Origin of the sequence: Allobosea sp. R86505, from assembly GCF_042466375.1 — a bacterium.
GTDB lineage: Bacteria > Pseudomonadota > Alphaproteobacteria > Rhizobiales > Beijerinckiaceae > Allobosea.
In genome coordinates, this window is the sequence record NZ_JAXHPY010000001.1 from 451540 (window position 1) to 475548 (window position 24009).

Here is a 24009-nt window from a genome sequence, read left to right on the forward strand (position 1 = left end):
TCCGGCCCGGCTCTGTCCCGGAGACCTCGGCCGCAAGGTGGGCCGCGCTACGGGCTGGACGGGCGTTCATGAGCCAACTCTATGTAGGATCGCCGGTTCCGCCTTGTTAGGGCCCGCCGGCGGCACGTCGATCTCGAAAGCCTCGCGCAGCCAGATCATGCGCACGCAGGCGCCGGTCGCCGGCGCGGGCAGGTTCGAAAACTCGATCGCGGCGCCGCCCCGCTCGAGCAGCGTCTTGGCGATGAAGAGCCCGAGACCCAGCCCGCCGCCTGCGCGCGTTTCGCTGGCGCCGTTGGTCAGATAGGGATCCCCGGCTCTCAGCAGGACGTCGGGCGGAAAGCCCGGGCCGTCATCCGCAATGGTGAGCATGACCTGTTCCTGGTTCCATTCGGCCGTGATCGTCACGGTCGAGCGGGCGAAGTCGACGGCATTGTCTACGATATTGCCGAGACCATAGATCATGCCGGGATTGCGGCGGCAGACCGGCTCGGGCTTTTCGCCCACCATCTCGATCTCGAAGGGAACCCCGAAAGGCCGCTGCGGGCCGGCCGCCTCCTCGATCAGCAGGCGCAGGCCGAGCCGGTCGAGCGGGCCGCCATCGTCATCCTGCAGCGAGGCGAGCTTGCCGAGGATGCCGCGGCAGCGCTCAACCTGCTCGCGCAGCAGGGCGATGTCGTCGGCCATCTCTCCGTCCGGCGGCGCCAGCCGCGCCAGTTCCTTGGCGACCAGCGCGATGGTCGCGAGCGGCGTGCCCAATTCATGGGCAGCGGCGGCCGCCAGCCCGTCGAGCTGCGAGAGATGCTGTTCGCGCGCCAGGACGAGTTCCGTCGCCGCCAGGGCATCCGACAGGTCGCGGGCTTCCTTGGCGACGCGCCAGGCATAGATCCCGGTGAAACTGAGGCCGAGCACGACGGCGGCCCAACTGCCGATCTGGTAGTGCGGGGGCAGGAACGGCCGGTCCGGCCCCGCCCAGGGCAGCGGCAGATGGACGAGGCTGACCAGCGTCGCCGCCGCGATGGCGATGACGCCGAGCAGGAGGGTCCGCTGGGGCGGCAGCGCGGTGGCCGAGATCATCACCGGCGCCAGCAGCAGGATCGAGAACGGGTTCTGAAGCCCGCCGGTGAGGTAAAGCAGCACCGAAAGCTGCACGATGTCGAAGGCGAGCAGGGCCGTGGCCGCCCCCGGCCTGAGCCGGTGGCTGAGCGGAAAGCGGATGCGCAGCGCGATGTTCAGCCAGGATGAGACGGCGATCGCCGTGAAGCACCAGCCGAAGGGCAGCGAGAAGCCCAGCCCGAAATGCACACCCGCCACGGCCAGGCTCTGGCCGGCAATGGCGAGCCAGCGCAGACGCACCAGCGTGTCGAGACGCAGGTGACGATTCACGCGGCCCAGGGCGAGTGTCGTAACGTCAAACGAGGTCATGGCCGTGTCTGACCCATAGGCGATGCAGGGGTCAAGCGCAGCCCGCCGGAGCACGACAAACTGGGGGCAATCGTCATGAGAGTGAAATCTTAGCCTTTTGAAGGGTTGAATGAGAACAAAATAGGCATAGGCTGCGTTCATGTTGCGGCGCGGCATTGATTGAGCGCCGGAAGGATCGAATTCGCATGTATGGAGCCGCCATGTCGTTCGCTTACCATGCCTATGAAGCGGCTCACATGATGCTCAGCCCGGCCCGGAGTGTTTCCGACGCGCTGCATCTCGCCTTCCGCAATCCCGCCAATCCGATGACCTACACGCCGATGGGGCGGACCATCGCCGCCTCCTGCGAGCTGTTCGAGCGGACGACGCGCCGCTACGGCAAGCCGGCCTTCGACCTGGCGGAGACGACGATCAACGGCGTCAAGGTCGCGGTCGAGGAGCGCGTGGTCTGGGAGCGGCCCTTCTGCCGCATGGTCTATTTCGACCGCCGCATCGAGGGCCGCCGCAAGCCGCAGCCCAAGGTCCTGATCGTCGCCCCGATGTCGGGCCATTACGCGACGCTGCTGCGGGGCACGGTCGAGGCCTTCCTGCCCGGGCACGAAGTCTACATCACCGACTGGGTCGATGCCCGTCTGGTGCCGATGATGGCGGGCCGCTTCGATCTCGACGATTACATCGACTATGTCATCGCCATGCTGCAGATGCTCGGGCCGGAGACGCATGTCATGGCCGTCTGCCAGCCTTCCGTGCCGGTGCTGGCGGCTGCCGCCCGGATGGAGGCCGAGGGCGACGACTGCGCCCCGCGCTCGATGACGCTGATGGGCGGTCCGATCGACACCCGCCGCTCGCCGACCGCGGTGAACTGCCTGGCGATGGAGCGCGGCACCGACTGGTTCCGCCGCAACTGCATCACCAAGGTGCCCTTCCCGCATCCGGGCACGTTCCGGGACGTCTATCCCGGCTTCATGCAGCTCTCCGGCTTCATGGCGATGAACATCGACCGCCATGTCAGCGCCCATTACGAGATGTACAAGCACCTCATCGCGGGCGACGGCGACTCCGCCGAGAAGCATCGTGACTTCTACGACGAGTACATGGCGGTGATGGACCTGACCGCCGAGTTCTATCTCCAGACGGTGGAGACGGTCTTCGTCGAGCACGCCTTGCCCAAGGGCACGATGATGCATCGCGACAAGCCGGTGGACTGCACGGCCATCCGCCGTGTCGCGCTGATGACGGTCGAGGGCGAGAAGGACGACATCTCTGGTGTCGGCCAGACCCAGGCCGCCCACGACCTCTGCCCCAACATCCCAGACGACAGGCGCGCGCACTACCTGCAGATGGGCGTCGGCCATTACGGCGTCTTCAACGGCTCGCGCTTCCGCTCCGAAATCGCTCCGCGCATCGCCGATTTCATGCTGACGCTCGACATGGAGGCCGCCAAGGGCCGCCGCGAGGCGAGCGCCGGTGCGGCGCGCAAGGGGCTGAAGATCGCGAGTTGAGACTCGGCCACCCGCTTCGGTCCCCGCAGCGGATCCAAAGCATCGTCCGAACAAGCCAAAACGCCCGCCGGTCCGAACCGGCGGGCGTTTTCGTTGGGGTCGCTCAGCGGAAGAAGACCAGCGTCTGGATGAGGAAGATCGGGATCAGGATCGCGCCCGACCAGGCCATGTAGCCGAAGAAGCTCGGCATCCTGACCTTCCGGTCCTTGGCGATGGCGTAGACCATGAAGTTGGGTGCGTTGCCGATATAGGTGTTGGCGCCCATGAAGACCGCGCCCGCCGAGACCGCCGCAAGCGTCAGCGCGCCCGTCGTCATCAGCACCTGGGGATCGCCACCCGCCAGCTCGAAGAAGACGAGATAGGTCGGCGCGTTGTCGAGGAAGGACGAGAGGATGCCGGTCAGCCAGAAATAGGCGACCGTGTTGTGGCTGCCGTCGGGATTGCTGACCAGCGCGACGAGGCCGGAGAAGGCGCCGTTGCGGCCAGCCTGCAGCATCGCCAGGACGGGGATGATGCAGACGAAGATGCCCGCAAAGAGCTTGGCGACCTCGAGGATCGGCCCCCAGGTGAATTCGTTGCCGGCCCGCACGGGTTTCGGCGTCAGCTTGAGCGAGAGACCGGCCAGAGCGAGCAACACGACGTCGCGAACGAGGTTCTGGAGCTCGACCTTCGAGCCGAGGATGTCGAAGACGATGCCCGGCTTCCAGCTCGCCGACATCAGGATGGCCCCGATGACCCCGCCCAGCAGGATGAAGTTGACCTTGCCATAGAGCTTGATGTCGCGGTCGGGCGTCGGGTCCCTCAGCGAGGGCATGCCCTCTTCCTTGCGGTAGAACCAGTTGTCCAGAGCGTAGAACAGCGCCAGCAGGATCGCGACCGCCAGCAATGTCTCCGGCAGGAGATGCGTCGTGGTCCAGAAGAAGCTGACCCCGCGCAGGAAGCCGAGGAACAGCGGCGGGTCGCCGAGCGGCGTCAGCGAGCCGCCGATGTTCGAGACCAGGAAGATGAAGAAGACGACGACATGGACGTTGTGGCGCCGGTTGTCGTTGGCGCGCAGCACCGGGCGGATCATGATGATCGAAGCTCCCGTCGTGCCGACGAAGCTCGCCATCAGCGTGCCGATCGCCAGCAGGGCGGTGTTGGTTGCGGGTGTCCCGTGCAGATTGCCCATGATCAGGATGCCGCCGGCGATCGTGAACAGGGCGAAGAGCAGGATGATGAAGGGGATGTATTCCAGCAGTGCCGTGTGGGCCAACGCCGCGGCCGCCGGCTCGAGGCCGCGCAACGCGACCAGCGGCACGAGAACGAGAGCGGCCCAGAACGCAGCGAACTTGCCGTAGTTCAGCTCCCAGAAATGCGGAAACAGGATCGGGCCGAGCGCGATCGAGAGCAGCATGCCGGCGAAAGGCAGGGCCCAGAGCACGCCCATCGAGGCGCCGCCGATATCGCTGGCGGCATGGGCCAGTCCAGGCGTAAGGCAGGCCCCGAGCAGGGTGCCCAGAAGCGTCGTCGTCCTCGTCACGGTTGATCCCCCTGCGCTCTCCGGCGCTTTGTCCGTCGATCAGGCCGGCCCATGGGACGACAGATCCGAGGCAGCAGGCCGAATTGGCGCGAGCATGGCGGCAAGGATTCAATAAATGCTTACGGATCGATCTGCGCGCCGTAGCGCCGCCTTCACGAAGCCGGCTGCTAAATCTGGTGCAGGCCGCGCCTTCTCGGATAGCCTGCGGCAAGGCGGCCTGGGCCGCGCGATTCGGACCCCGCCATGTGCCGCTTCCTCGCCTATTCCGGCGTCCCCGTCTTTCTCGAGGACCTCGTCGCGGCCCCCTGCCACTCGCTGATCCACCAATCGCTCCATGCCGCCGAGGCCAAGACCGGCACGAATGGCGACGGCTTCGGCGTCGGCTGGTATGGCGACCGGCCCGAGCCCGGCCAGTATCGCGAGGTCCGGCCGGCCTGGTCGGACGAGAACCTGCTCTCGATCGCACGGCAGGTTCGCTCTTCGCTGTTCTTCGCGCATGTCAGGGCGGCGACCGGCACCGCGACGACGCGGGCGAACTGCCACCCCTTCGCCCATGGCCGGTATCTCTTCATGCATAACGGCCAGATCGGCGGCTACGGGCTGATTCGGCGGCGGCTCGAAAGTCTGATTCCCGATTCGCTGTATGGCGCGCGGGTGGGGACCACGGATTCCGAGGCCCTGTTCCTGCTCACCCTGGCGCGAATCGAGGAGGGGATGGCTCCCGCCCAGGCTTTGGCGGGCTCGCTGGGCGATGCACTGGCCCTGATGCGGCAGGCTGGCACCGAGGAGCCGCTGCGCTGCGCCGCCGCGCTTTCGGACGGCGAGACCCTTCACGCGATCCGCTGGGCCTCCGACGACAAGCCCCCGAGCCTCTATGTCTGCCAGCGCAGCGACAGCGTCGTCGTCGCCTCGGAGCCGGTGGATGCGGCGCGGGAGTGCTGGCAGGCCTTGGCCTGCAATGCACTGGTGACGGTGCGGGGCGGGACGGTCACGGTCTCGTCCATCGATGTGGGCCTGGCCGCGGCCGCCTGAGGAGGCGGCCCGGAACCCGCGCCAGAGCCATCGAAGGCAAGATGATGCGGCGCATTTGAACCGGCGGGCTCCGTGCCGCGACTGAGGAAGCAGTCGCTGCATCGCGGCTGAAACCTTCGCCGCCCCGACCTCATCCCCTCCCAAAGGCCGTCGGGGCGGCGATACACGCACGCAAGTGCGAGCAGCACGTGAGACGGCGCGGCCATACCTTGGGGGGACAGGCACCTCGGAGGCCGAGAGCGTCCATCTGGATCAGCGACTGTCGTGAGAGGGAGATGGTGGAGCCAGGCGGAATCGAACCGCCGACCTCTTGAATGCCATTCAAGCGCTCTCCCAACTGAGCTATGGCCCCACTCTCAGCCGGCGGACATGGGGGTCGGCCGGGGTCTATTCGGTTCGGGATCGCCGGGCTTTCGCCTCGGGCCACCCCTGAACCGGGTCGCCGCGTCAGCGGCGAAGCGCTCTATAGGCGGGAGCGGGGGAAGACTCAAGCGCCGAATGTCGCCCGATCGTCATTCTTTTTCGCCGCTCCGGCGGGAGGGGGTCAGACGTCCTCGTCGCCCTCGATGTCGCCATCGATCAGGTCGGCGACATCGTCGTCGCCTTGCTCGTCCTCTTCCAGGAAGGTGTCGTCATCGGGAGCGACGTCGTCCTCAACCTCGATGTCGTCCTCACTGGTGACGACGGCGTCCTTCTCGGTCGCCTCGGCATCGGCCTCGTCGAGCGAGACGAGTTCGACGGCGCTGTCGGCGGCCTCGACCTCATCCTCGTCCTCGTCGGGCTTGGCGGCAACGGCGGCCGCCGCCTTCGCCTGCGGCTCGAACACCGAGCGCGGATAGGATTGTCCCGTGTAAGGCGAGACGATCGGGTCCTTGTTCAGGTCGTAGAATTTGCGCCCCGTCGTCGGGCAAACGCGCTTGGTGCCAAGTTCCGGTTTCGCCACTGCGTCGGACCTTCAATCATTCATGTTCTGAAAAGCAGGCGCGTCCGTTAGTCGGGGCGGCCGGCCCTGTCAAATGCTGATTCGCCGGCCACTGCATGAATTGGACCGCAGCAGCGGTATTGCTTCACCCCCGCAAGGCAGCGCAGGGACCAACGCGGACGTGACGCCTAGCGTGCGGGCATGCTAGGCCACGCCGTTTCCGATCGACCAGCCTGCAGAAGATGTCAACCGTGGCTCATGCTCACACACCCGTTCCCGTCTCCGCACGCCGCGGCGGCCCGCTGCGCGGCCGTGTCCGCGTTCCCGGCGACAAGTCCATCTCGCACCGGGCGATGATCTTCGGGCTGCTCGCGATCGGCGAGACGAAGGTGACGGGGCTGCTCGAGGGCGAGGACGTCATGCGCACCGCTGATGCGGCGCGTGCACTCGGCGCGACCGTCCACCATGACGGGCCCGGCTCATGGCGGGTGCGCGGGGTCGGCGTCGGCGGGCTGCGCGAGCCGGCCGGCATCCTCGATTTCGGCAATGCCGGCACGGGCTCGCGGCTGATGATGGGCGTCTGCGGATCGCATCCGATCACCACGACCTTCGACGGCGATGCCTCGCTGCGGAAGCGGCCGATGCGCCGCATCCTCAACCCGCTCGCCCTGATGGGGACGGTGATCGTCTCGCAGGAGGAGGGCGGGCGCGTGCCCCTGACCCTGCGCGGGCCGCAGGAGGCGCTGCCGATCACCTACCGCACCCCGGTCGCCTCGGCGCAGATCAAGTCCGCCGTGCTGCTCGCCGGCCTCGCCGCGCCGGGCGAGACGACCGTGATCGAGACGGAGGCGACCCGCGACCACACCGAGAAGATGCTGACCCATTTCGGCGCGGAGGTGGCGGTCTCGCCCGAGGGCGAGCATGGCCGCCGGATCGTCCTGAAGGGCCAGCCCGAACTGCAGGCGGCGCCGATCGTGGTGCCGGCCGACCCCTCCTCGGCCGCCTTCCCGCTGGTCGCCGCCCTGATCGTCCCGGGTTCCGACGTGCTGATCGAGAGCGTGATGACCAACCCGCTGCGCTCGGGCCTCCTCACCACGCTGCGCGAAATGGGCGCCGACATCACGGTCGAGAGCGAGGCCAACGAGGGCGGCGAGGCGGTGGCGACGCTGCGGGTGCGTGCGTCGGGCCTCAAGGGCGTGACAGTGCCGCCCGAGCGGGCGCCGTCGATGATCGACGAATATCCGGTGTTGGCCGTCGCGGCCTCGTTTGCGAGCGGAACCACGCGGATGCGGGGGCTTCAGGAGCTGCGCGTCAAGGAATCGGACCGGCTGGCGGCCGTCGAGGCCGGGTTGAAGGCGGCGGGCGTGACCTGCGCGATCGAGGGCGACGACCTCGTCGTCGAGGGCTCGGGCGGCGCCGTGACGGGCGGCGGCATCGTCGCCACCCATCTCGACCACCGCATTGCGATGAGCTTCCTCGTCATGGGGCTGGCGACGGACAAGCCCATGCAGGTCGATGACGGCGCGATGATCGCGACGAGCTTCCCGAGCTTCATCGCCCTGATGAACGGACTCGGGGGCGAGATCGGATGAGCGCTGCGATACCGGCGCTCGTCATCGCGGTCGATGGCCCGGCCGCCTCGGGCAAGGGCACGCTGGCACGCCGGCTCTCGGCCCATTACGGCCTGCCCTATCTCGACACCGGGCTGCTCTACCGCATGGTCGCACGCGCCATGCTCGACGCCGGCCACGACATCCGCGACGCGGCGGCGGCCGGGCATATCGTCTCCCGCTTCGACCAGGGCGCCTTCGACGAGGATACGCTGCGCGGGCGCGAGATCGGCGAGGCGGCCTCGGTGGTCGCCGCGATGCCAGCCGTGCGCAGCGGGCTGGTCGAGCGGCAGCGGCGCTTCGCTGCGCAGGCGGACGGCGCGGTGCTGGACGGGCGCGACATCGGTACCGTGATCTGCCCCGACGCTCCGGCGAAGCTCTTCGTCACGGCCACGCCCGAGGTCCGCGCCGCACGACGGCAGAAGGAGCTGGCCGGGCGCGGCGAAAGTGCCACCTTCGACGGGATCCTCGCCGATATCCGCCGGCGCGATGCCCGCGACTCGGGACGCAGCGACGCGCCGCTCAAAGCGGCGGAGGACGCCGTCATCCTCGACACCTCAGCCCTGACGATCGAGGAAGCACTCGCAGCCGCCATCGCGATCGTCGAGCGGCGGCGAGCCGCAGCCCAGGGCCTTCTCACGGAGCGGTGACCGCCCGCCTTTAAGGCTTGGAACGAATCGAAAGCAGGCGCACAGTTTCGTCACGAGGGGATGACGGAGGTGGCGATGCGGCGTTGGCTGTGCGGTCTCTTGAGTCTGGCTGTGGCAGCGCTCCCGGCCGCGGCCCATGCCCAATCGGCGGCCGGCCCCCCCGAAGAGGTCGATGTCGCGCTGGTGCTGGCGGTCGACGTCTCCTTCTCGATGGATCTCGACGAACTCGCCCTGCAGCGCAACGGCTACATCGAGGCCTTCCGCTCCAAGCCGCTGCACGACGCCATCGCCAAGGGGGCGATCGGCAAGATCGCCGTGACCTATTTCGAATGGGCCGGCGGGCACTTCCAGCATGTCGTCAAATCCTGGACGATCATCGATACGCCCCAATCGGCGATCGCCTTCGCGGAGGAACTCGGCGAGGCCCAGACAAGGCGAGGCCGGCGAACCTCGATTTCGGCCGCGATCGACCTCGGCGTCCAGCTGATCGAACAGGCGAATGTGATGCCGCTGCGCAAGGTGATCGACATCTCCGGAGACGGCGCCAACAATGACGGGCGGCCCGTCACCATCGCCCGTGACGAGGCCGCCGCGAAGGGCATCAGCATCAACGGCCTGCCGGTCATGCTGAAGCAGGCGAGCTATTTCGACCTCGACAATCTCAACCGCTACTACAAGGACTGCGTCGTCACGGGGCCGGGCGCCTTCGTCATCCCGATCCGCGAACGCAGCCAGTTCGTCGATGCGACGCGCACCAAGCTGATCCGCGAGATCGCGGAGATTTCGCGCGAGAGCGAGGCGCTGGTCCAGAAAGCCCAGTCGACCGGCAGCAACGCCACCTGCCTGGCCGGCGAGCGGCAATGGCGCGACCGGATGGGGAATTGAGAGACGCATCGACATCGTCGTGCTCGGGCCTGACCCGGGCATCTCTTCAACCCGTCCCCTTCCTTCCTGAGATTCGCGGGTCTGCGCTTCGTTTTGCCCGAGAATGGCGGCCAATCCCTCACGTCCCGCGCGGCTTGGCCCGCGTCGTCGGCGGGGCGGCGGCGGGGTCGTCGGGCCAGGGATGGCGGGGATAGCGGCCTTTCATCTCCGATTTGACCGCCGCCCAGGAGCCGCGCCAGAAGCCCGGCAGATCCCGGGTGATCTGAACCGGCTTGTGGCCGGGCGAGAGCAACTCCAGCACCAGCGGCACCCGCCCGCCGGCGAGCGCCGGATGCTTCGACAGCCCGAACAGCTCCTGCACCCGCACCGAGATCGTCGGGCCGGCCTCGGCGGCATAGTCGACGGCGAGGCTGGAGCCGGTCGGCGCGGTGAAATGCGTCGGGGCCTCGGCCTCGAGCCGTCGCTTCAGCTCCCAGGGGAGCAGTTCGGCCATTGCTCCATCGAGATCGCCGGGCTCGATCGCCGCCAGCGAAGCGCGCCCAACGATGTGAGGCGCGAGCCAGAGGGCGGCATCGGAGGCCAGCCCTTCATCCGACAGGTCCGGCCAGGCATCCGTCGCGCCGGCCTCCGCCGCCGCCCGTCGCAGAAACCCGACGCGCTCGCGCAACTGCCGCTGCGCCTTCGTCCAGGGCAGCAGGCCGATGCCGAGCGCGGCGATGCCGTCCGCCAGGGCGGTCGCATTTTCCAGCGTCGGCTGCGCCGGCAGCGGCCGCTCGGCGAGGCTGAGGGCGCCGTAGCGCCTCACCGCCCGCACGCGAAGTGCGCGGGCGGTCCGGTCGAAGGTCGTCTCGCTGCGGTCCTCGATCGCGAAGGGCGAGAGTCCTTCGGCCACCAACCAGGCGATGTCGGCTTCCGTGAAGGGCGCGGCCGAGAGGATGCGCGCCTGCTGGGCCGCGCCGGTCATCTCCGCGACCACGAGATGGGTTTCGCGGGCGAGGCGCTGGGCCGCCTCCAGCGTCGCGCCGCGGCCATTGGCGAGGAGATACTGGCCCGAACCGGCGCTGCGCGCCCTGGCGACACGCTCGGGATAGGCGAAGGCGAGGAGAAGCCCCACCGAGAGGGTTTCGCGGGGGCTCGATGACCCTGCGGCCCGCTCGGCGGCGCGGGCCCAGCTCTCGGCGAGGCGGCGCATGTCGGCGGCGCGGCCGCCTCTCTCACGCTCCAGCCGGTCGAGCCGTTCCGACAGGTCGATCGCGTCCCCTCCCAGCCCGCGCTCGACCAGCAGCGCCGCGAGCTGGGCCGCCGGCCCCGCCTGTCCGAACCGCGCGGCCACGACGACCATGCGGGCGAGGCGCGGCGGCAGCGGCAGGGTTTGAAGCGTCTTGCCCTCCGACGTGATCCGCCCGTCGCCATCCAGCGCATGGAGGCCGGTCAGCAGGCTGCGCGCCTCCTTCAGAGCCGGCACCGGGGGTGGGTCGAGGAAGGAGAGGCCGGTGGGGTCCGACACGCCCCAGGCGGCGCAGTCGAGCAGCAGCGGGGCAAGGTCCGCCGAGAGAATCTCGGGGCGGGCGAAGGCTTCGAGCGCGCCGTTGCCGGCTTCCTCCCAGAGCCGGTAGCAGATGCCCGGCTCGGTGCGGCCGGCGCGACCGCGGCGCTGGTCGCCCGCCGCGCGGCTGGCACGCCGCGTCTCCAGCCGCGTCACGCCGAGATCGGGCTCGTAGACGGGCACGCGGGCGAGGCCTGAATCGATCACCACGCGCACGCCCTCGATCGTCAGCGAGGTCTCGGCGATGGCCGTGGCGAGCACGACCTTGCGACGGCCAAGCGGCGCCGGCAGCACGGCGCGGTCCTGCTCGGCCTGGTCGAGCGCGCCATAGAGCGGCGCGATCTCGACATCCCTGTCGCGGATGCGCTCGCGCAGGCGTTCTTCGACCCGCCTGATCTCGCCCTGTCCGGGCAGGAAGACGAGTTGCGAGCCCGGCTGTTCGGCGAGCGCCAGCAGCACCGCATCCGTGACCTGGTCCTCGATGCGCTTCAGCGGATCGCGGCCGAGATAGCGCGTCTCGACCGGGAAGGCCCGGCCCTGGCTCTCGATCACCTTCGCTTCGCCGAGAAGCTTCGCGACACGCGCCCCGTCCAGCGTCGCCGACATCACCAGGATGCGCAGATCCTCGCGCAGGCCGGCCTGCGCATCGAGCGCGAGCGCCAGCCCGAAATCGGCGTCGAGCGAGCGCTCGTGGAACTCGTCGAACAGCACGGCGGCAATGCCCTCCAGCGCCGGATCGTCGAGGATCATGCGGGCGAAGACGCCCTCGGTGACCACTTCGATGCGCGTCTTCGGGCCGATCTTCGAGCCGAGGCGGACGCGCAGGCCGACGGTGTCGCCGACACGCTCGCCCAGCGTCTGCGCCATGCGGGAGGCCGCGCCGCGGGCCGCCAGCCGGCGCGGCTCCAGCATGATCAGCTTGCCGCCCTTCGCCCAGGGCTCGTCGAGCAGGGCGAGCGGCACGCGCGTGGTCTTGCCGGCGCCGGGCGGCGCGACCAGCACGGCGTTGGGCCGCGCGCGCAGGGCCGAGGCGAGTTCGCCGAGGACGGCGTCGATCGGAAGGGGCGTGTCGAAGGCGCGCATGACGGGTGGGATGTGACGCAGCCCGCCAGCGCGCGCAAGCGCAACCCTCTCGCCAGCCCGCGCGCGTCATGCTAACCGCTCAGGCCATGACCGACATTCAGACAGCCACCGGCCAGGCTCGCATCCAGGCCCGTTTCCAGGCCTGCGCCAGCGAGGGCCGCGCCGCGCTCGTGACCTTCGTCACCGCGGGCGACCCTGACCTTGCGACCTCGGCCGCGATCCTGACCGCCCTGCCCGCGGCCGGCGCCGACATCATCGAGCTCGGCGTGCCCTTCACCGACCCGATGGCGGACGGCATCCCCGTCCAGCTCGCCGGCCAGCGCGCCCTGAAGGCCGGCCAGACGCTGAAGAAGACGCTGGCGATGGTCGCGGAGTTCCGGGGCGCTGGGCACGACACGCCGATCGTGCTGATGGGCTATTACAACCCCATCTATGTCTATGGCGTCGAGCGCTTCCTGCAGGATGCGCGCGCTGCGGGCGTCGACGGCCTCATCGTGGTCGATCTGCCGCCGGAGGAAGACACCGAGCTCTGCCTGCCGGCGCTGGAGGCGGGTGTGAGCTTCATCCGCCTGGCGACGCCGACGACCGACGACCGGCGCCTGCCCAAGGTGCTGCAGAACACCTCGGGCTTCGTCTACTACGTCTCGATGACCGGCGTGACCGGCGGCGCGATCACCAATTACGACGCCGTCGGCGATGCCGTGGCGCGGATCAAGCGGCACACCGACCTGCCGGTTGCCGTCGGCTTCGGCGTGAAGACGGCGCAGGACGCCGAGACCATCGCTGGTGGCGCCGACGGCGTCGTCGTCGGTTCGGCGCTGGTCGAGCGCGTGCGGCTCTCGCTCGACGCGCAGGGCAAGGCCACGGAAAAGACCGTTTCGGCTGTCACCTCGCTGGTGTCGGAATTGGCGGCGGGCATCCGCTCCGCCGCGAAGGCGGCGGCCTGAGGCCACCGGCCCCGCCCGCCGCCCGCGCCCCAACCGTCAGGGACCGATCCATGAACTGGATTTCCGAAGTCGTCCGGCCGCGCATCAAGACGCTGTTCAAGCGCGAGAGCCCGGAGAATCTCTGGATCAAATGCCCCGATTCCGGGCAGATGGTCTTCCACAAGGATGTCGAGGCCAACGGCTTCGTCATTCCCGGCTCCGACCACCATATGCGCGTCACTGCGCAGGACCGGCTGAAGCTGACCTTCGACGAGGGCAAGTGGCTCGACGTTCCGCTGCCCGAGGTCGCGACCGATCCGCTGAAGTTCCGCGACGAAAAGCGCTATATCGACCGGCTGAAGGACGCCCGGGCCAAGACCGGCGCGAACGACGCCTTCAAGGTCGGCTATGGCCGGGTCAAGGGTTTCGCTCTGACCATCGCGGTGCAGGATTTCCACTTCATGGGCGGTTCGCTCGGCATGGCCGCCGGGGAGGCCTTCATCAAGGGCGCGCAGACCGCGATCGAGAAGAAGACGCCCTATGTCGTCTTCGCCGCCTCGGGCGGGGCGCGCATGCAGGAGGGCATCCTCTCCCTGATGCAGCTGCCGCGCACCACGGTCGCCATCCGCATGCTGCGCAAGGCCGGCCTGCCCTATATCGTCGTGCTGACCAACCCGACCACGGGCGGCGTCACCGCCTCCTATGCGATGCTGGGCGATATCCACATCGCCGAGCCCGGTGCGCTGATCGGCTTCGCCGGGCCGCGCGTGATCGAGCAGACGATCCGCGAGAAGCTGCCCGAGGGCTTCCAGCGCGCCGAATATCTCAAGGATCACGGCATGGTCGACATGGTGGTGCACCGCCACGACCTGCCGGAGACGCTGGCGCGCCTCGGCCGCCTGCTGACGAAGCAGCCGGCGGCGGGTGAGGACGCCAAGCCTGCGGCGCCCGCCGCACCGGTCGCCGAAGCCGTCTGAGGCGGCGCTCGGGATCATGGGGTCGTCCGACACGGTTCTGGCGCGCCTGCTGGCGCTGCACCCGAAGCTGATCGACCTCTCGCTCGGGCGCATCCTGACGCTGCTGGAGCGGCTCGGCGACCCGCAGAAGCGGCTGCCGCCGGTGATCCATGTCGCCGGCACCAACGGCAAGGGCTCGACCATCGCCTTCATGCGGGCGATCCTCGAGGCGGCGGGCCTGTCCGTCCATGTCTACATCTCGCCGCATCTGGTGCGCTTCCACGAGCGCATCCGGCTGGGGGCTCCCGGCGGCGGCCGCTTCGTCGACGAAGCCGTTCTGGTCGAGGCGCTGGAGCGCTGCGAGCGCGCCAATGCCGGCGACGCGATCACCTTTTTCGAGATCACGACTGCCGTGGCCCTGCTTCTCTTTGCCGAGCGCGAGGCCGATGTCGTTCTGCTCGAGGTCGGCCTCGGCGGGCGTTTCGATGCCACCAACGTCATCGCCAACCCGGCCTGCACGGTGGTGACGCCGGTTTCGCTCGACCATGCCGAGTATCTCGGCGACAGCGTCACCAAGATCGCGGGCGAGAAGGCCGGCATCTTCAAACGCGGCGCACCGGCCGTCATCGCCCCGCAGGAGCCCGAGCCGACCGCCGTGCTCGAAGCGACCGCCGAGCGGGTCGGCGCCTCAAAGGTCCTGATCGGCGCGCAGGACTTTTCCATCCACGAGGCCGGCGGGCGGCTGGTCTATGAGGATGGCGACGGGCTGCTCGACCTGCCGCTGCCGAAGCTCGCGGGGCGCCACCAGCACGTCAATGCCGGTACCGCGATCGCCGCGCTGCGCGCCGCGGGCTATGGCGGCCTGCCGAGCTGCGCCTTCGAGCAGGGCATGCTGAATGCCGACTGGCCGGCGCGGCTGCAGCGGATCGCGCGCGGCAGGCTCGCGGAACTGGTGCCGGCGCGCGCCGAACTCTGGCTCGATGGCGGCCACAATCCCGATGGCGGCCGCGTGCTCGCCCAGGCGATGGCCGATCTCGCCGACCGCAACCCGGCGCCGCTGGTGATGATCGCCGGGCTGCTCTCCACCAAGGATGCCGGCGCGACGCTCGGTCATTTCAAGGGGCTGGCACAGATGCTGTTTGCCGTGCCGATTCAGAACCAGCTCGTCGCCCGACCGGCCGAGGAAGTCGCGGGGCTGGCGCGTGCGGCCGGTCTCACGGCCGAGGTTTCGGGCTCGGTCGAGCAGGCGCTGCGCGAGATCGCGGCGCGCGACTGGTCGGCCCCACCGCGCATCCTGATCTGCGGCTCGCTGTATCTCGCGGGCGAGGTGCTGTCGGCGAATGGCACACCGCCCGTTTGAGGCGTCTGGGAGACAGCTATGGCGACTCATCCCTTCGGATCAACCGGCCGTGATATCCCCGCCATCGGCCAGGGCAGCTGGTATATCGAGCGGGGCGATCGCACCGAGGCCGTCGTGGCGCTGCGGCGCGGGCTCGATCTCGGCCTGACGCATCTCGACACCGCCGAGATGTATGGTGACGGGCGCTCGGAGGCCATCATCGGCGAGGCCATCGCCGGGCGGCGCGAGGAGGTCTTTCTCGTCTCGAAGGTGCTGCCGCACAACGCCTCGAAGGCCGGCGTCCGCGCCGCCTGCGAGCGCTCGCTGCGCCATCTCAAGACCGACCGGCTCGATTGTTACCTGCTGCACTGGCGCGGGCCGCACCCGCTGGCGGAAACCTTCGCCGCCTTTGAGGCGCTGAAAGCGGAAGGCAAGATTCTGTCCTGGGGCGTCAGCAATTTTGACGAGGACGATCTCGACGAGGCGCTGGAAGCGGCAGGCCCCGGCCAGATCGCCTGCAACCAGGTGCTCTACCATCTGCGCGAACGCGCGATCGAGCATGCGGTGATCCCCTGGTGCGAGCGCCATGGCGTCGCGGTGACCGCCTACAGCCCGTTCGGGCATGACGGCTTCCCGGCCCCGGGAAGCACTGGCGGCCGGGTCCTGGCGGAGATCTCCACGGCCCATGGCGCCACTCCCCGGCAGGTCGCGCTCGCCTTCCTGACCGGCCGCGCCAGTGTGTTCGCGATCCCGAAGGCCGCGAGCCTGGCCCATGTCGAGGACAATGCCGGCGCGCTGCGGCTCACGCTGACCGAGGGCGACCTCGCGCGGATAAACGCGGCCTTTCCGCTGGGAAGAAAGCCCGCCTCCCTGCCGATGCTGTAAAGGCCGCTCCGCTCAGGCGGCGCGCGCCAGCCGCTCCAGCGCTTCGGCGGGGTCGATGCGGCCGTCATAGAGCGCGCGGCCGGTGATGGCACCTTCGAGGATCGCGGCGTCCGGCGCCATCAACCGCTCAATATCGGCCATCGAGGCCATGCCGCCCGAGGCGATGACGGGGATGGTCAGCGCCTTCGCAAGGGCGATCGTGCCGTCCCAGTTGATGCCCTGGAGCATGCCGTCGCGGGCGATGTCGGTGTAGATGATCGCCGCCACGCCGGCGTCCTCGAAGCGGCGGCCGAGATCGGCGGCCGCCAGCGACGAGGTCTCGGCCCAGCCTTCGACGGCCACGTATCCGTCCCGCGCATCGATGCCGACCGCGACCTGCCCCGGAAAGGCCTTCGCCGCCTCGCGGACGAAACCGGGATCGCGTACCGCGGCCGTGCCGATGATGACGCGGCGGATGCCCTTGGCGAGCCAGCCCTCGACCGTCTTCATGTCGCGGATGCCGCCGCCGAGCTGCACCGGGAAGGCGACCCGCTTCAGGATGGCCTCGACGGCTGCCGCATTCATCGGCTTGCCGGCGAAAGCGCCGTCGAGATCGACGACATGGAGCCACTGGAAGCCCTGGGCCTCGAAGGCGGCTCCTTGCGCGGCGGGATCGTCGTTGAAGACCGTCGCCTGGTCCATGTCGCCCTGCTTCAGGCGCACACACTGGCCGTTCTTGAGATCGATGGCGGGGAACAGGATCACGGCGTCCATCTCAGGAAATTGGCGAGCAGCCGGAGCCCGAGCGTCTGGCTCTTCTCCGGGTGGAACTGGGTGCCGGCGATATTGTCGCGCCCGACCATGGCCGTGACGGGCCCGCCATGGTCGGTGACCGCGATCACCTCCCCGGGATGGGTGGCGGCCAGCGCATAGGAATGGACGAAATAGGCGTGCAGACCGGAAGGACCGGTCTCGATGCCCGCCAGCAGCGGATGTGCGCGGCGGGTCTCCAGCGTGTTCCAGCCCATATGCGGGATCTTGAGGCCTTCGCCCTGCGGCACGATCAGCGTGACGTCGCCGGCGATCCAGCCGAGCCCTTCCGTCACAGTGTATTCGAGGCCGCGCGAGGCGAGGAGCTGCATGCCGACGCAGATGCCGAGGAAGGGCCGGCCCTTGGCCCGGACCGCCTCCTCCAGCGCCTCGACCATGCCGGACACCGCATCGAGCCCGCGACGGCAATCAGCGAAGGCGCCGACACCGGGCAGCACGATCCGGTCGGCGGCGCGGACCACATCGGGATCGCTGCTGACGGAAATGGTCGAGGCCATGCCGGCTTCGACTGCGGCGCGCTCGAAGGCCTTGGCGGCCGAGTGCAGGTTGCCCGAGCCATAATCGACGATGACGACGGACTGGCTCATCGGCCCTGCGCCTCGGGGAAGAGGCCGATCACCGGAACGGAGCTCGTCGGCTGGCTGCGCAGGGCGGCCGCCGGAGCCAGGCGCGACACAGTCGTCTCGCCGGCCAGCGCCCGCTCGAAGTAACGCCGCTCGGCTTCGGAGAGGTCGCGAGCCTCAACGACATCAGCCAGGCGCCAGCCCTGCCGCGCGAGCTTTCGCGCCACGAGGTTGTGGCCTTCCAGCCCGAGGAAGAGCGCGATCGTCCAGTGGGCGATCAGCATGGCGCCATTGGTCAGGCCGAAGCGGTTGCCGGCATAGAGCAGCGCGCCCCAGAGCAGGACATAGATCAGCGTGGCCAGCCAGAGCCGTTTACCGAGCAGCCAGAGGCCGCCGAAGACGAAGGCCGCCCAGGCGAAGGTTTCCGGCAGCAGGCGCGCCTGTTCGATCTCGTCACGCGCACCGCCCGAGCCCGGCGGCGGGATCATCACCGTGTAGAATGCCATGATGCGACCCTCTCAGAGCGCGCCCTTGGTCGAGGGCACGCGGCCGCCCTCGCGCGGATCGACCTCGAGCGCGTGGCGCAGCGCGCGCGCCAGCCCCTTGAAGCAGCTCTCGGCGATATGGTGGGCATTGTCGCCGTAGAGCGTCTCGACATGGAGCGTGATGCCGGCGTTCATCGCGAAGGCCTGGAAGAATTCGCGCACCAGTTCGGTGTCGAAGCTGCCGATCTTCTGCGCCTCGAAGCGGGTGCGGAAAACGAGAAAGGGCCGGCCCGAGACATCGATGGCGACCCGCGTCAGCGTCTCGTCCATCGGCAGGTGGATGTCGGCATAGCGGCGGATGCCCTTCTTGTCGCCGAGCGCCTGCCTCAGAGCCTCGCCCAGCGCGATGCCGGTGTCCTCGACTGAATGGTGGTCGTCGATATGGGTGTCGCCGGTCACCGCGACCTTGAGGTCGATCAGCGAATGGCGGGCGAAGAGGTTGAGCATATGGTCGAAGAAGCCGACACCGGACGAAATCTCGGCCTTGCCCGTGCCGTCGAGCACGAGAGAGACGGCTATGTCGGTTTCGTTGGTGCGGCGCTTCACTTCGCCAGAACGCATGACGGCCTCGGTTTCCTCACGAAATTCGGCCCCGCTTTAGCAGGAGGCCGACGCGAAGGCCATGGCTGGCTCTGGGCTCCGTCATGCTCGGGCGCAGCCCGGAGCATCTCTTGCCGGAGGTTCTCGGGTCTGCGCTGCGCTCCGCCCGAGAATGACGCGTTGGCGCTCGACGCTCAAACCCCCGCGAGCGCCCGCTCCAGATCGGCGACGAGGTCGTCGGCATGCTCCAGGCCGACGGAGAGGCGGATCAGCCCCTCCGAGATGCCCATGCTGGCGCGGATTTCAGGGCTGAAGCGCTGATGCGTCGTGGTGCCGGGATGGACGATCAGGCTCTTGGCGTCGCCGAGATTGTTGGAAATGCGGATCAGCTTCAGCCCGTTCAGAAAGCGGAAGGCTGCCTCCTTGCCGCCTTCCACCTCGAAGGCGACCAGCGTGGACGGGCCCGTCATCTGCCGGGCGATGATCTCGGCCTGAGGATGGGATTTGTGTCCCGGGAAGATCACCCTCGGCAGTTGCGGCTGGGCGAGGAGCCAGTCGGCCACGATCGCGGCGTTGTGCGCCTGCTGGCGCACGCGCAGCGGCAGGGTCTCCAGCGCCTTCAGCATCACCCAGGCATTGAAGGGCGAGATCGCCGGGCCGGTCTGGCGCAGGAAGGTCTGGACATGCGTCTCGATGAAATCCTGTGAGGCCAGGATCAGCCCGCCCAAACAGCGCCCCTGCCCGTCGATGTGCTTAGTCGCGGAATAAACGACGCAATCGGCGCCGAGTTGCAGCGGGCGCTGAAAGAGCGGCGTGGCGAAGACGTTGTCGACGACGAGCGTCGCGCCGACCTCCCTGGCGAGCGCCCCGACGGCCGCGATGTCGATGACCTCGAGCGTCGGGTTCGACGGGCTCTCGAGGAAGAACACTTTCGTCTGCGGCGTCACGGCCTCGCGCCAGGCCACGAGGTCGGTGCCGTCGACCAGCGTCGAGGTCACGCCATAGCGCGGCAGATGCTCCTCGACGACATAGCGGCAGGAGCCGAACAGCGCCCGCGCCGCCACGACATGGTCGCCCTGGCGGACCTGCCCCATGATCGCGGCGGTGACGGCGGCCATGCCGGTCGCGGTGGCGCGGCAGGCCTCCGCCCCCTCGAAGGCGGCCATGCGGGCTTCCAGCATCGCGACGGTGGGGTTGGAGAAGCGGGCGTATTGGAAGCCCGGATCCTTGTTCAGGAAGCGCGCCTCGGCCTGCTCGGCGCTGTCATAGACATGGCCCTGGGTCAGGAACAGCGCCTCGGACGTCTCTCCGAACTGCGAGCGCAGGGTGCCGGCGTGGACGAGGCGCGTCTCGGGGTGAAGGCCGGCGACGTCGCCAGGGATTGCCGACATGATAGAAGCTCCAAAGCGTTCGTTTAAACGAACCTTTGGATTATCATCGCGTGGCAGGCCCGTAAAGGAGAACAAATTTCTCCATAAGCATCGGCGTACGCCCCCTATCCGCGGGCCAGCGGCGTCAGGAAGCCCGTCAGATCCGACGTGACATGGTGGACATGGCCTGCCTCGACCGCGGCCTGCTCCCAGGCCTCGCGGAAGGGATCGGGCGTCTGCGGGATGATCAGGACCGTCTTCATGCCCATCGCGCTGGGGACCAGAAGGTTCTTCTCGATATCCTCGAACATCGCGGCACGGCCCGGATCGACCGCATGCTTGGCGAAGAAGAGTTCATAAGTCGAGCGCTCGGGCTTCGGCGTGAAGCCCGCCGCGACGATGTCGAAGACATCCTCGAAATGCTCGAGGATGCCGAGCTTGCCGGCGACGTTGCGGGCATGGCCGACGGACCCGTTCGTCAGGATCAGCTTGCGGCCCGGCAAGGCCGCAATCGCCGCCCCTAGTGCCGGATCGGGTTCGAGCAGGCTGAGATCGACGTCATGGGCGAAGTCGAGGAAGTCGTCGGGTTCGACCCCGTGCTCGACCATCAGGCCGTTCAGGGTCGTGCCATAGCGATGGTAATAGTAATTGCGCAGGGCGTGGGACGAGAGGCCATCGAGCCCGAACAGCTCCTGCAAGAACAGGGTGATGCGCTGGTTGACCTGGGGCCAGACGCGGCTCTCATGCGAGTAGAGCGTGTTGTCGAGGTCGAAGACCCAATGGTCGACATGCGCGAAGGCCTCGACCTGGAGCGGCGGGGTCGCGACGGGAGAGGCAGCGTGCGTGTTCATTGCGGTCTTGCGCCGGGGCGGCTCCGTGATGTGGGGCTGCGAGCCTGACATGCAAGTCCTGACGCAGCCCTTACCAGCCAATCAGCGTCGGTAGCGCCGTCGCAAGACCGGGAACCAGAAAGACGATGAGCACTGCCAGCATTTGCATGCCGACGAAGGGCACGACGCCGCGATAGATGTCGCCGGTGCTGACCTCGGCCGGCGCCACGCCCCGGAGATAGAACAGGGCCCAGCCGAAGGGCGGCGTCAGGAACGAGGTCTGCAGCATCACGCAGATCAGGGCCGCGATCCAGACCAGGTCCGTTCCCGCATTCTGGAAGACTGGCAGGAAGAGCGGCACGGCGATGTAGCAGATCTCGATCCACTCGATGAAGAAGCCGAGTACGAAGACGATCGTCAGCATGAACCAGACATCGGCGTTCGCACCCCCCGGCAGGATCGCGAACAGGTCCTCGACCAGCCTTTCCCCGCCGAGACCCCGGAAGGCGATGGCGAAAATCTGGGCACAGATCAGGATAAACATCATCTGCGCGGTGATTTTGGTGGCGTCGTAGACAGCCTCCCTGACGATCCTCAGAGAGAACCGGCCGCCGATGGCCGTGACGAGCAGCGAGCCGAGCGCCCCCATCGAGGCGGCTTCCGTCGGGGCGGCGATGCCACCGATGATCGAGCCCAGCACGCAGCCGACGAGGCCCAGCGGCGGGAGCGCCACCCGCAGCAGTTTCGTGAGCAACTCGCGCCGACCCATGGCGTCGCGCTCGGCCTGCGGCACGGGCGGCACCATGTCCGGCCGCACCAGTCCGAGCCCGAGCAGATAGGCGATGTAGATGACCGACAGCAGGAGCCCCGGCAGCACGGCGGCGGCGAACAGGGTGCCGACGGATTCGTTCATGATGTCGGCGAGCAGGATCAGGATCAGGCTGGGCGGAATGATCTGCCCCAGGGTGCCCGAGGCACAGATGACGCCGCAGGCGAGGCCCTTGTCATAGCCACGCTTCAGCAGGCTCGGCAGGGTCAGCAGCCCGAGCGTGACCACGGTGGCGCCGACGATGCCGGTCGTCGCGCCCATCACGATCCCGACCAGGATGATACCGACACCGAGCCCGCCCCGGGTCTTGCCGGCGAGGTGGCCGACCACCTCCATCAGATCTTCCGCCAGCCGCGACTTCTCCAGCATCACCCCCATGAAGACGAAGAGCGGGATGGCCAGCAGCGTGTAGCCGGTGACGACGCCGTAGATCCGGCTCGGCAACAGGTTGAACAGACCCGCACCGAAGCCGAGATAACCGAAGACGAAGCCTGACAGCGCCAGCGTCAGCGCGACCGGGAAGCCAACAATGAGGAAGCCAAAAAAGGCGACCAGCATCGCGATCGCGTAGATTTCGTTCATCGGCACGGGCAGGAGCTTTCGAGGCGGCGGGCTTCGACGGGCGCAGATTGACCGTTCCCGGTCAGGCAAGCCGGCGCAGGCGCGCGAGATGGCGCAGGCTCTCGGCGAACATCTGCAGCAGCAGCAGCGTGAAGCCGAGCGGCAACAGGCTCTTCAGGGCCCAGCGATAGGGAATACCGCCCGGATTGGCCGAGCCCTCGCCCTGCGCATAGGACTGCCCGACATAGCGCAGGGACAGCCAGATGATGATGCCGGTCAGCAGGGTGAAGGCGAGCGCGCAGCCGAGATCGATCGCAGCCTTGGTGCGCTCGCCGAAGCGGGCGTAGAGGATGTCGACGCGGACATGATCGCCATGCAGCAGAGCAAAGGACATGCCGAACAGGCAAATCGGCACGAACAGATGCCATTCCAGCTCCTGCGCCCAGACGGAGCCGAGCGAGAAGCCGTAGCGGAGCAGGACGTTGCCGGCCATCACCAGGACGAGCGCGAAGAGGCACCAGGCACCCAGGCGCCCGCCGGCATCGACGACGCGCTCGAGCCGGGCTGCCGTCCGCTCCAGCCCGTTCATCAGAGCCTGACCTTGCTGTGGTAGACGCCCTCCGACAGCGCCGTCCACGGCTCGTATTTGGCCTTGAAGGCGAAGTAGCTCTCATGGACCTTCTTCGCCACCGGGTCCTTGGCGATTGCCTCTTCCAGCACCTTCCCGGTGATCTCGCGCAGCGAGGCGACCACGGCGTCCGGCAGCGGCGCGGCGATGACGCCCTGGTTCTTGACGAGGTCCTCGAACGCCTCCGAATTGTTCTTCTGGCACCAGGCCTCGCTCACCGCATTGCAGGCATCGGCGGCGCTGGTGACGATCGCCTGGAGATCCTTGGGCAGGCTGTCCCAGGCCTTCTTGTTGATGACCAGCTCGGACACGGTCGCGGTCTCGTGCCAGCCGGTCGTGTAGTAGTGCTTGGCCACCTTCTGCAGCCCGAGCTGTCGGTCGAGGAAGGGCCCGACGAACTCGGCCGCATCGATGACGCCGCGCTCCAGCGCCGGGAAGATCTCGCCTCCGGGCAGCAGGCGGACGTCGACGCCGAGCTGCTGGTAGACACGGCCGGCGAGGCCGGGAATCCGCATCTTCAGCCCCTTGAAATCCTCGATCGTCTGGATCGGCTTGCGGAACCAGCCGGTCATCTGCACGCCGGTGTTGCCGCAGGGCAGCGGCACGAGGCCGAAGCGGTCGTAGACCTCGCGCCAGAGCTGGAGGCCGCCCCCCTCATAGAGCCAGCCATTCATGCCCTGGAAGTTCAGGCCGAAGGGCACGGCGGTGAAATATTGCGCGGCGAAGCTCTTGCCGGTCCAGAAATAGGAGTTGCCGTAGTTCATCTCGACGGTGCCGGCAGACGCCGCGTCGAAGCCCTCGAAGGCCGGGACGAGCTCGCCGGCGCCGAAGAACTGGATCTTGAGACGCCCGCCGGACATGTCGTCGATGCGCTTGATCAGATCGGTCGCGCTGCCGGGACCGACGGAGTAGAACGCCGCGCGGGAGCCATAGGCGCTGGTCATCTTCCAGCTGAAGCGGCTCTGCGCCCGGGCAACAGCCGGTGCGGCGATCGTGGCTGCTGCGGCCAGCGCACCTGATTTCAGCAGATTCCTGCGGTCCATTCTCGCCTCC

22 protein-coding genes and 1 tRNA gene are annotated in these 24009 nt (G+C 68.3%); 9 read left to right on the forward strand and 14 right to left on the reverse strand.

The window, feature by feature from the left end; translation table 11 throughout:
* Positions 1 to 66: 66 nt before the first annotated feature.
* Complete coding sequence (locus tag SJY11_RS02155; RefSeq protein WP_376984832.1) at positions 67 to 1422, reverse strand: ActS/PrrB/RegB family redox-sensitive histidine kinase; 1356 nt, start codon at positions 1420 to 1422, stop codon at positions 67 to 69.
* Positions 1423 to 1622: 200 nt separating this feature from the next.
* Here SJY11_RS02155 and SJY11_RS02160 point away from each other — a divergent pair, with 200 nt between their 5' ends.
* Positions 1623 to 2924: a polyhydroxyalkanoate depolymerase gene (locus tag SJY11_RS02160; protein WP_376984833.1), complete on the forward strand. Its 1302-nt coding sequence runs from the start codon at positions 1623 to 1625 to the stop codon at positions 2922 to 2924.
* A 103-nt stretch (positions 2925 to 3027) separates the two neighbouring features.
* On the opposite strand, the gene SJY11_RS02165 is transcribed toward SJY11_RS02160, so the two are convergent.
* On the reverse strand, positions 3028 to 4446 hold the full coding sequence (locus SJY11_RS02165; protein WP_376984834.1) for a sodium:proton antiporter: 1419 nt from the start codon (positions 4444 to 4446) through the stop codon (positions 3028 to 3030).
* A 243-nt stretch (positions 4447 to 4689) separates the two neighbouring features.
* Here SJY11_RS02165 and SJY11_RS02170 point away from each other — a divergent pair, with 243 nt between their 5' ends.
* On the forward strand, positions 4690 to 5478 hold the full coding sequence (locus tag SJY11_RS02170) for a class II glutamine amidotransferase (protein WP_376984835.1): 789 nt from the start codon (positions 4690 to 4692) through the stop codon (positions 5476 to 5478).
* Between the two features lie 276 nt (positions 5479 to 5754).
* Here the strand turns inward: SJY11_RS02170 and SJY11_RS02175 are convergent.
* Both SJY11_RS02175 and SJY11_RS02180 read right to left on the reverse strand, forming a co-directional pair.
* Positions 5755 to 5830, reverse strand: a tRNA-Ala gene (locus SJY11_RS02175).
* Positions 5831 to 6022: 192 nt separating this feature from the next.
* A complete protein-coding gene (locus tag SJY11_RS02180; RefSeq protein ID WP_376984836.1) occupies positions 6023 to 6421 on the reverse strand; it encodes a TIGR02300 family protein in 399 nt (132 codons plus the stop codon).
* A 230-nt stretch (positions 6422 to 6651) separates the two neighbouring features.
* Between SJY11_RS02180 and aroA the strand changes: the two genes are divergently transcribed.
* The 3 genes from aroA (at position 6652) to SJY11_RS02195 (ending at position 9545) form a co-directional block, all read left to right on the forward strand.
* Positions 6652 to 7992, forward strand: coding sequence for a 3-phosphoshikimate 1-carboxyvinyltransferase (gene aroA / locus SJY11_RS02185; protein WP_376984837.1), 1341 nt, complete (start codon positions 6652 to 6654; stop codon positions 7990 to 7992).
* Positions 7989 to 8660, forward strand: coding sequence for a (d)CMP kinase (gene cmk / locus SJY11_RS02190; RefSeq protein ID WP_376984838.1), 672 nt, complete (start codon positions 7989 to 7991; stop codon positions 8658 to 8660). The genes aroA and cmk overlap by 4 nt, the downstream gene beginning before the upstream one ends.
* Positions 8661 to 8771: 111 nt before the next feature.
* Positions 8772 to 9545, forward strand: coding sequence for a DUF1194 domain-containing protein (locus SJY11_RS02195; RefSeq protein ID WP_376984839.1), 774 nt, complete (start codon positions 8772 to 8774; stop codon positions 9543 to 9545).
* Positions 9546 to 9663: 118 nt separating this feature from the next.
* Here SJY11_RS02195 and hrpB read toward each other — a convergent pair whose 3' ends face one another.
* The gene (gene hrpB, locus SJY11_RS02200; RefSeq protein WP_376984840.1) at positions 9664 to 12174 is read right to left on the reverse strand and encodes an ATP-dependent helicase HrpB; all 2511 of its coding nucleotides are present in this window, start codon (positions 12172 to 12174) and stop codon (positions 9664 to 9666) included.
* 86 nt (positions 12175 to 12260) lie between these two features.
* Here hrpB and trpA point away from each other — a divergent pair, with 86 nt between their 5' ends.
* From trpA to SJY11_RS02220, 4 genes are read left to right on the forward strand one after another with little or no spacing between them, the layout of a single operon-like run.
* The gene (gene trpA, locus SJY11_RS02205; RefSeq protein WP_376984841.1) at positions 12261 to 13121 is read left to right on the forward strand and encodes a tryptophan synthase subunit alpha; all 861 of its coding nucleotides are present in this window, start codon (positions 12261 to 12263) and stop codon (positions 13119 to 13121) included.
* Between the two features lie 50 nt (positions 13122 to 13171).
* Positions 13172 to 14077: an acetyl-CoA carboxylase, carboxyltransferase subunit beta gene (accD, locus tag SJY11_RS02210; protein ID WP_376984842.1), complete on the forward strand. Its 906-nt coding sequence runs from the start codon at positions 13172 to 13174 to the stop codon at positions 14075 to 14077.
* A gap of 16 nt (positions 14078 to 14093) precedes the next feature.
* Positions 14094 to 15416: a bifunctional folylpolyglutamate synthase/dihydrofolate synthase gene (locus SJY11_RS02215; protein WP_376984843.1), complete on the forward strand. Its 1323-nt coding sequence runs from the start codon at positions 14094 to 14096 to the stop codon at positions 15414 to 15416.
* 18 nt (positions 15417 to 15434) lie between these two features.
* On the forward strand, positions 15435 to 16280 hold the full coding sequence (locus SJY11_RS02220; RefSeq protein ID WP_376984844.1) for an aldo/keto reductase: 846 nt from the start codon (positions 15435 to 15437) through the stop codon (positions 16278 to 16280).
* A gap of 12 nt (positions 16281 to 16292) precedes the next feature.
* Here the strand turns inward: SJY11_RS02220 and hisA are convergent, their stop codons facing one another.
* The 9 genes from hisA to SJY11_RS02265 all read right to left on the reverse strand — a co-directional run bounded on the left by hisA (position 16293) and on the right by SJY11_RS02265 (position 23999).
* Positions 16293 to 17033 carry a 1-(5-phosphoribosyl)-5-[(5-phosphoribosylamino)methylideneamino]imidazole-4-carboxamide isomerase gene (hisA, locus tag SJY11_RS02225; protein WP_376984845.1) on the reverse strand — a complete coding sequence of 247 codons (741 nt, stop codon included), beginning with the start codon at positions 17031 to 17033 and terminating at the stop codon, positions 16293 to 16295.
* On the reverse strand, positions 17021 to 17677 hold the full coding sequence (gene hisH / locus SJY11_RS02230) for an imidazole glycerol phosphate synthase subunit HisH (RefSeq protein ID WP_376984846.1): 657 nt from the start codon (positions 17675 to 17677) through the stop codon (positions 17021 to 17023). The genes hisA and hisH overlap by 13 nt, the downstream gene beginning before the upstream one ends.
* Entirely contained in the window at positions 17674 to 18159 is a 486-nt protein-coding gene (locus tag SJY11_RS02235; RefSeq protein ID WP_376984847.1) for a DUF2628 domain-containing protein, read from the reverse strand. The genes hisH and SJY11_RS02235 overlap by 4 nt, the downstream gene beginning before the upstream one ends.
* Before the next feature lie 12 nt (positions 18160 to 18171).
* Positions 18172 to 18759: an imidazoleglycerol-phosphate dehydratase HisB gene (gene hisB / locus SJY11_RS02240; protein WP_376984848.1), complete on the reverse strand. Its 588-nt coding sequence runs from the start codon at positions 18757 to 18759 to the stop codon at positions 18172 to 18174.
* 173 nt (positions 18760 to 18932) lie between these two features.
* Entirely contained in the window at positions 18933 to 20129 is a 1197-nt protein-coding gene (locus SJY11_RS02245) for an O-succinylhomoserine sulfhydrylase (protein ID WP_376984849.1), read from the reverse strand.
* Positions 20130 to 20233: 104 nt separating this feature from the next.
* Positions 20234 to 20959, reverse strand: coding sequence for a pyrimidine 5'-nucleotidase (locus SJY11_RS02250; protein ID WP_376984850.1), 726 nt, complete (start codon positions 20957 to 20959; stop codon positions 20234 to 20236).
* Between the two features lie 70 nt (positions 20960 to 21029).
* The gene (locus SJY11_RS02255) at positions 21030 to 22349 is read right to left on the reverse strand and encodes a TRAP transporter large permease (RefSeq protein ID WP_376989230.1); all 1320 of its coding nucleotides are present in this window, start codon (positions 22347 to 22349) and stop codon (positions 21030 to 21032) included.
* A gap of 61 nt (positions 22350 to 22410) precedes the next feature.
* Positions 22411 to 22917: a TRAP transporter small permease subunit gene (locus tag SJY11_RS02260; RefSeq protein WP_376984851.1), complete on the reverse strand. Its 507-nt coding sequence runs from the start codon at positions 22915 to 22917 to the stop codon at positions 22411 to 22413.
* Positions 22917 to 23999 (reverse strand): TRAP transporter substrate-binding protein, encoded by a 1083-nt coding sequence (locus tag SJY11_RS02265; protein ID WP_376984852.1) that lies wholly within the window; start codon positions 23997 to 23999, stop codon positions 22917 to 22919. The genes SJY11_RS02260 and SJY11_RS02265 overlap by 1 nt, the downstream gene beginning before the upstream one ends.
* Positions 24000 to 24009 lie beyond the last annotated feature (10 nt).

Bases quoted from the DNA above. Each gene is read 5' to 3' on its own strand.
- hisA (WP_376984845.1), bottom strand. From the start codon at position 17,033: ATGGACGCCGTGATCCTGTTCCCCGCCATCGATCTCAAGAACGGCCAG.
- SJY11_RS02215 (WP_376984843.1), top strand. From the start codon at position 14,094: ATGGGGTCGTCCGACACGGTTCTGGCGCGCCTGCTGGCGCTGCACCCG.
- SJY11_RS02170 (WP_376984835.1), top strand. From the start codon at position 4,690: ATGTGCCGCTTCCTCGCCTATTCCGGCGTCCCCGTCTTTCTCGAGGAC.
- SJY11_RS02250 (WP_376984850.1), bottom strand. From the start codon at position 20,959: ATGAACACGCACGCTGCCTCTCCCGTCGCGACCCCGCCGCTCCAGGTC.
- accD (WP_376984842.1), top strand. From the start codon at position 13,172: ATGAACTGGATTTCCGAAGTCGTCCGGCCGCGCATCAAGACGCTGTTC.
- SJY11_RS02265 (WP_376984852.1), bottom strand. From the start codon at position 23,999: ATGGACCGCAGGAATCTGCTGAAATCAGGTGCGCTGGCCGCAGCAGCC.
- SJY11_RS02160 (WP_376984833.1), top strand. From the start codon at position 1,623: ATGTCGTTCGCTTACCATGCCTATGAAGCGGCTCACATGATGCTCAGC.
- hisH (WP_376984846.1), bottom strand. From the start codon at position 17,677: ATGAGCCAGTCCGTCGTCATCGTCGATTATGGCTCGGGCAACCTGCAC.
- SJY11_RS02245 (WP_376984849.1), bottom strand. From the start codon at position 20,129: ATGTCGGCAATCCCTGGCGACGTCGCCGGCCTTCACCCCGAGACGCGC.
- SJY11_RS02155 (WP_376984832.1), bottom strand. From the start codon at position 1,422: ATGACCTCGTTTGACGTTACGACACTCGCCCTGGGCCGCGTGAATCGT.
- SJY11_RS02220 (WP_376984844.1), top strand. From the start codon at position 15,435: ATGGCGACTCATCCCTTCGGATCAACCGGCCGTGATATCCCCGCCATC.
- SJY11_RS02255 (WP_376989230.1), bottom strand. From the start codon at position 22,349: ATGAACGAAATCTACGCGATCGCGATGCTGGTCGCCTTTTTTGGCTTC.
- cmk (WP_376984838.1), top strand. From the start codon at position 7,989: ATGAGCGCTGCGATACCGGCGCTCGTCATCGCGGTCGATGGCCCGGCC.
- trpA (WP_376984841.1), top strand. From the start codon at position 12,261: ATGACCGACATTCAGACAGCCACCGGCCAGGCTCGCATCCAGGCCCGT.
- hisB (WP_376984848.1), bottom strand. From the start codon at position 18,759: ATGCGTTCTGGCGAAGTGAAGCGCCGCACCAACGAAACCGACATAGCC.
- hrpB (WP_376984840.1), bottom strand. From the start codon at position 12,174: ATGCGCGCCTTCGACACGCCCCTTCCGATCGACGCCGTCCTCGGCGAA.
- SJY11_RS02260 (WP_376984851.1), bottom strand. From the start codon at position 22,917: ATGAACGGGCTGGAGCGGACGGCAGCCCGGCTCGAGCGCGTCGTCGAT.
- SJY11_RS02235 (WP_376984847.1), bottom strand. From the start codon at position 18,159: ATGGCATTCTACACGGTGATGATCCCGCCGCCGGGCTCGGGCGGTGCG.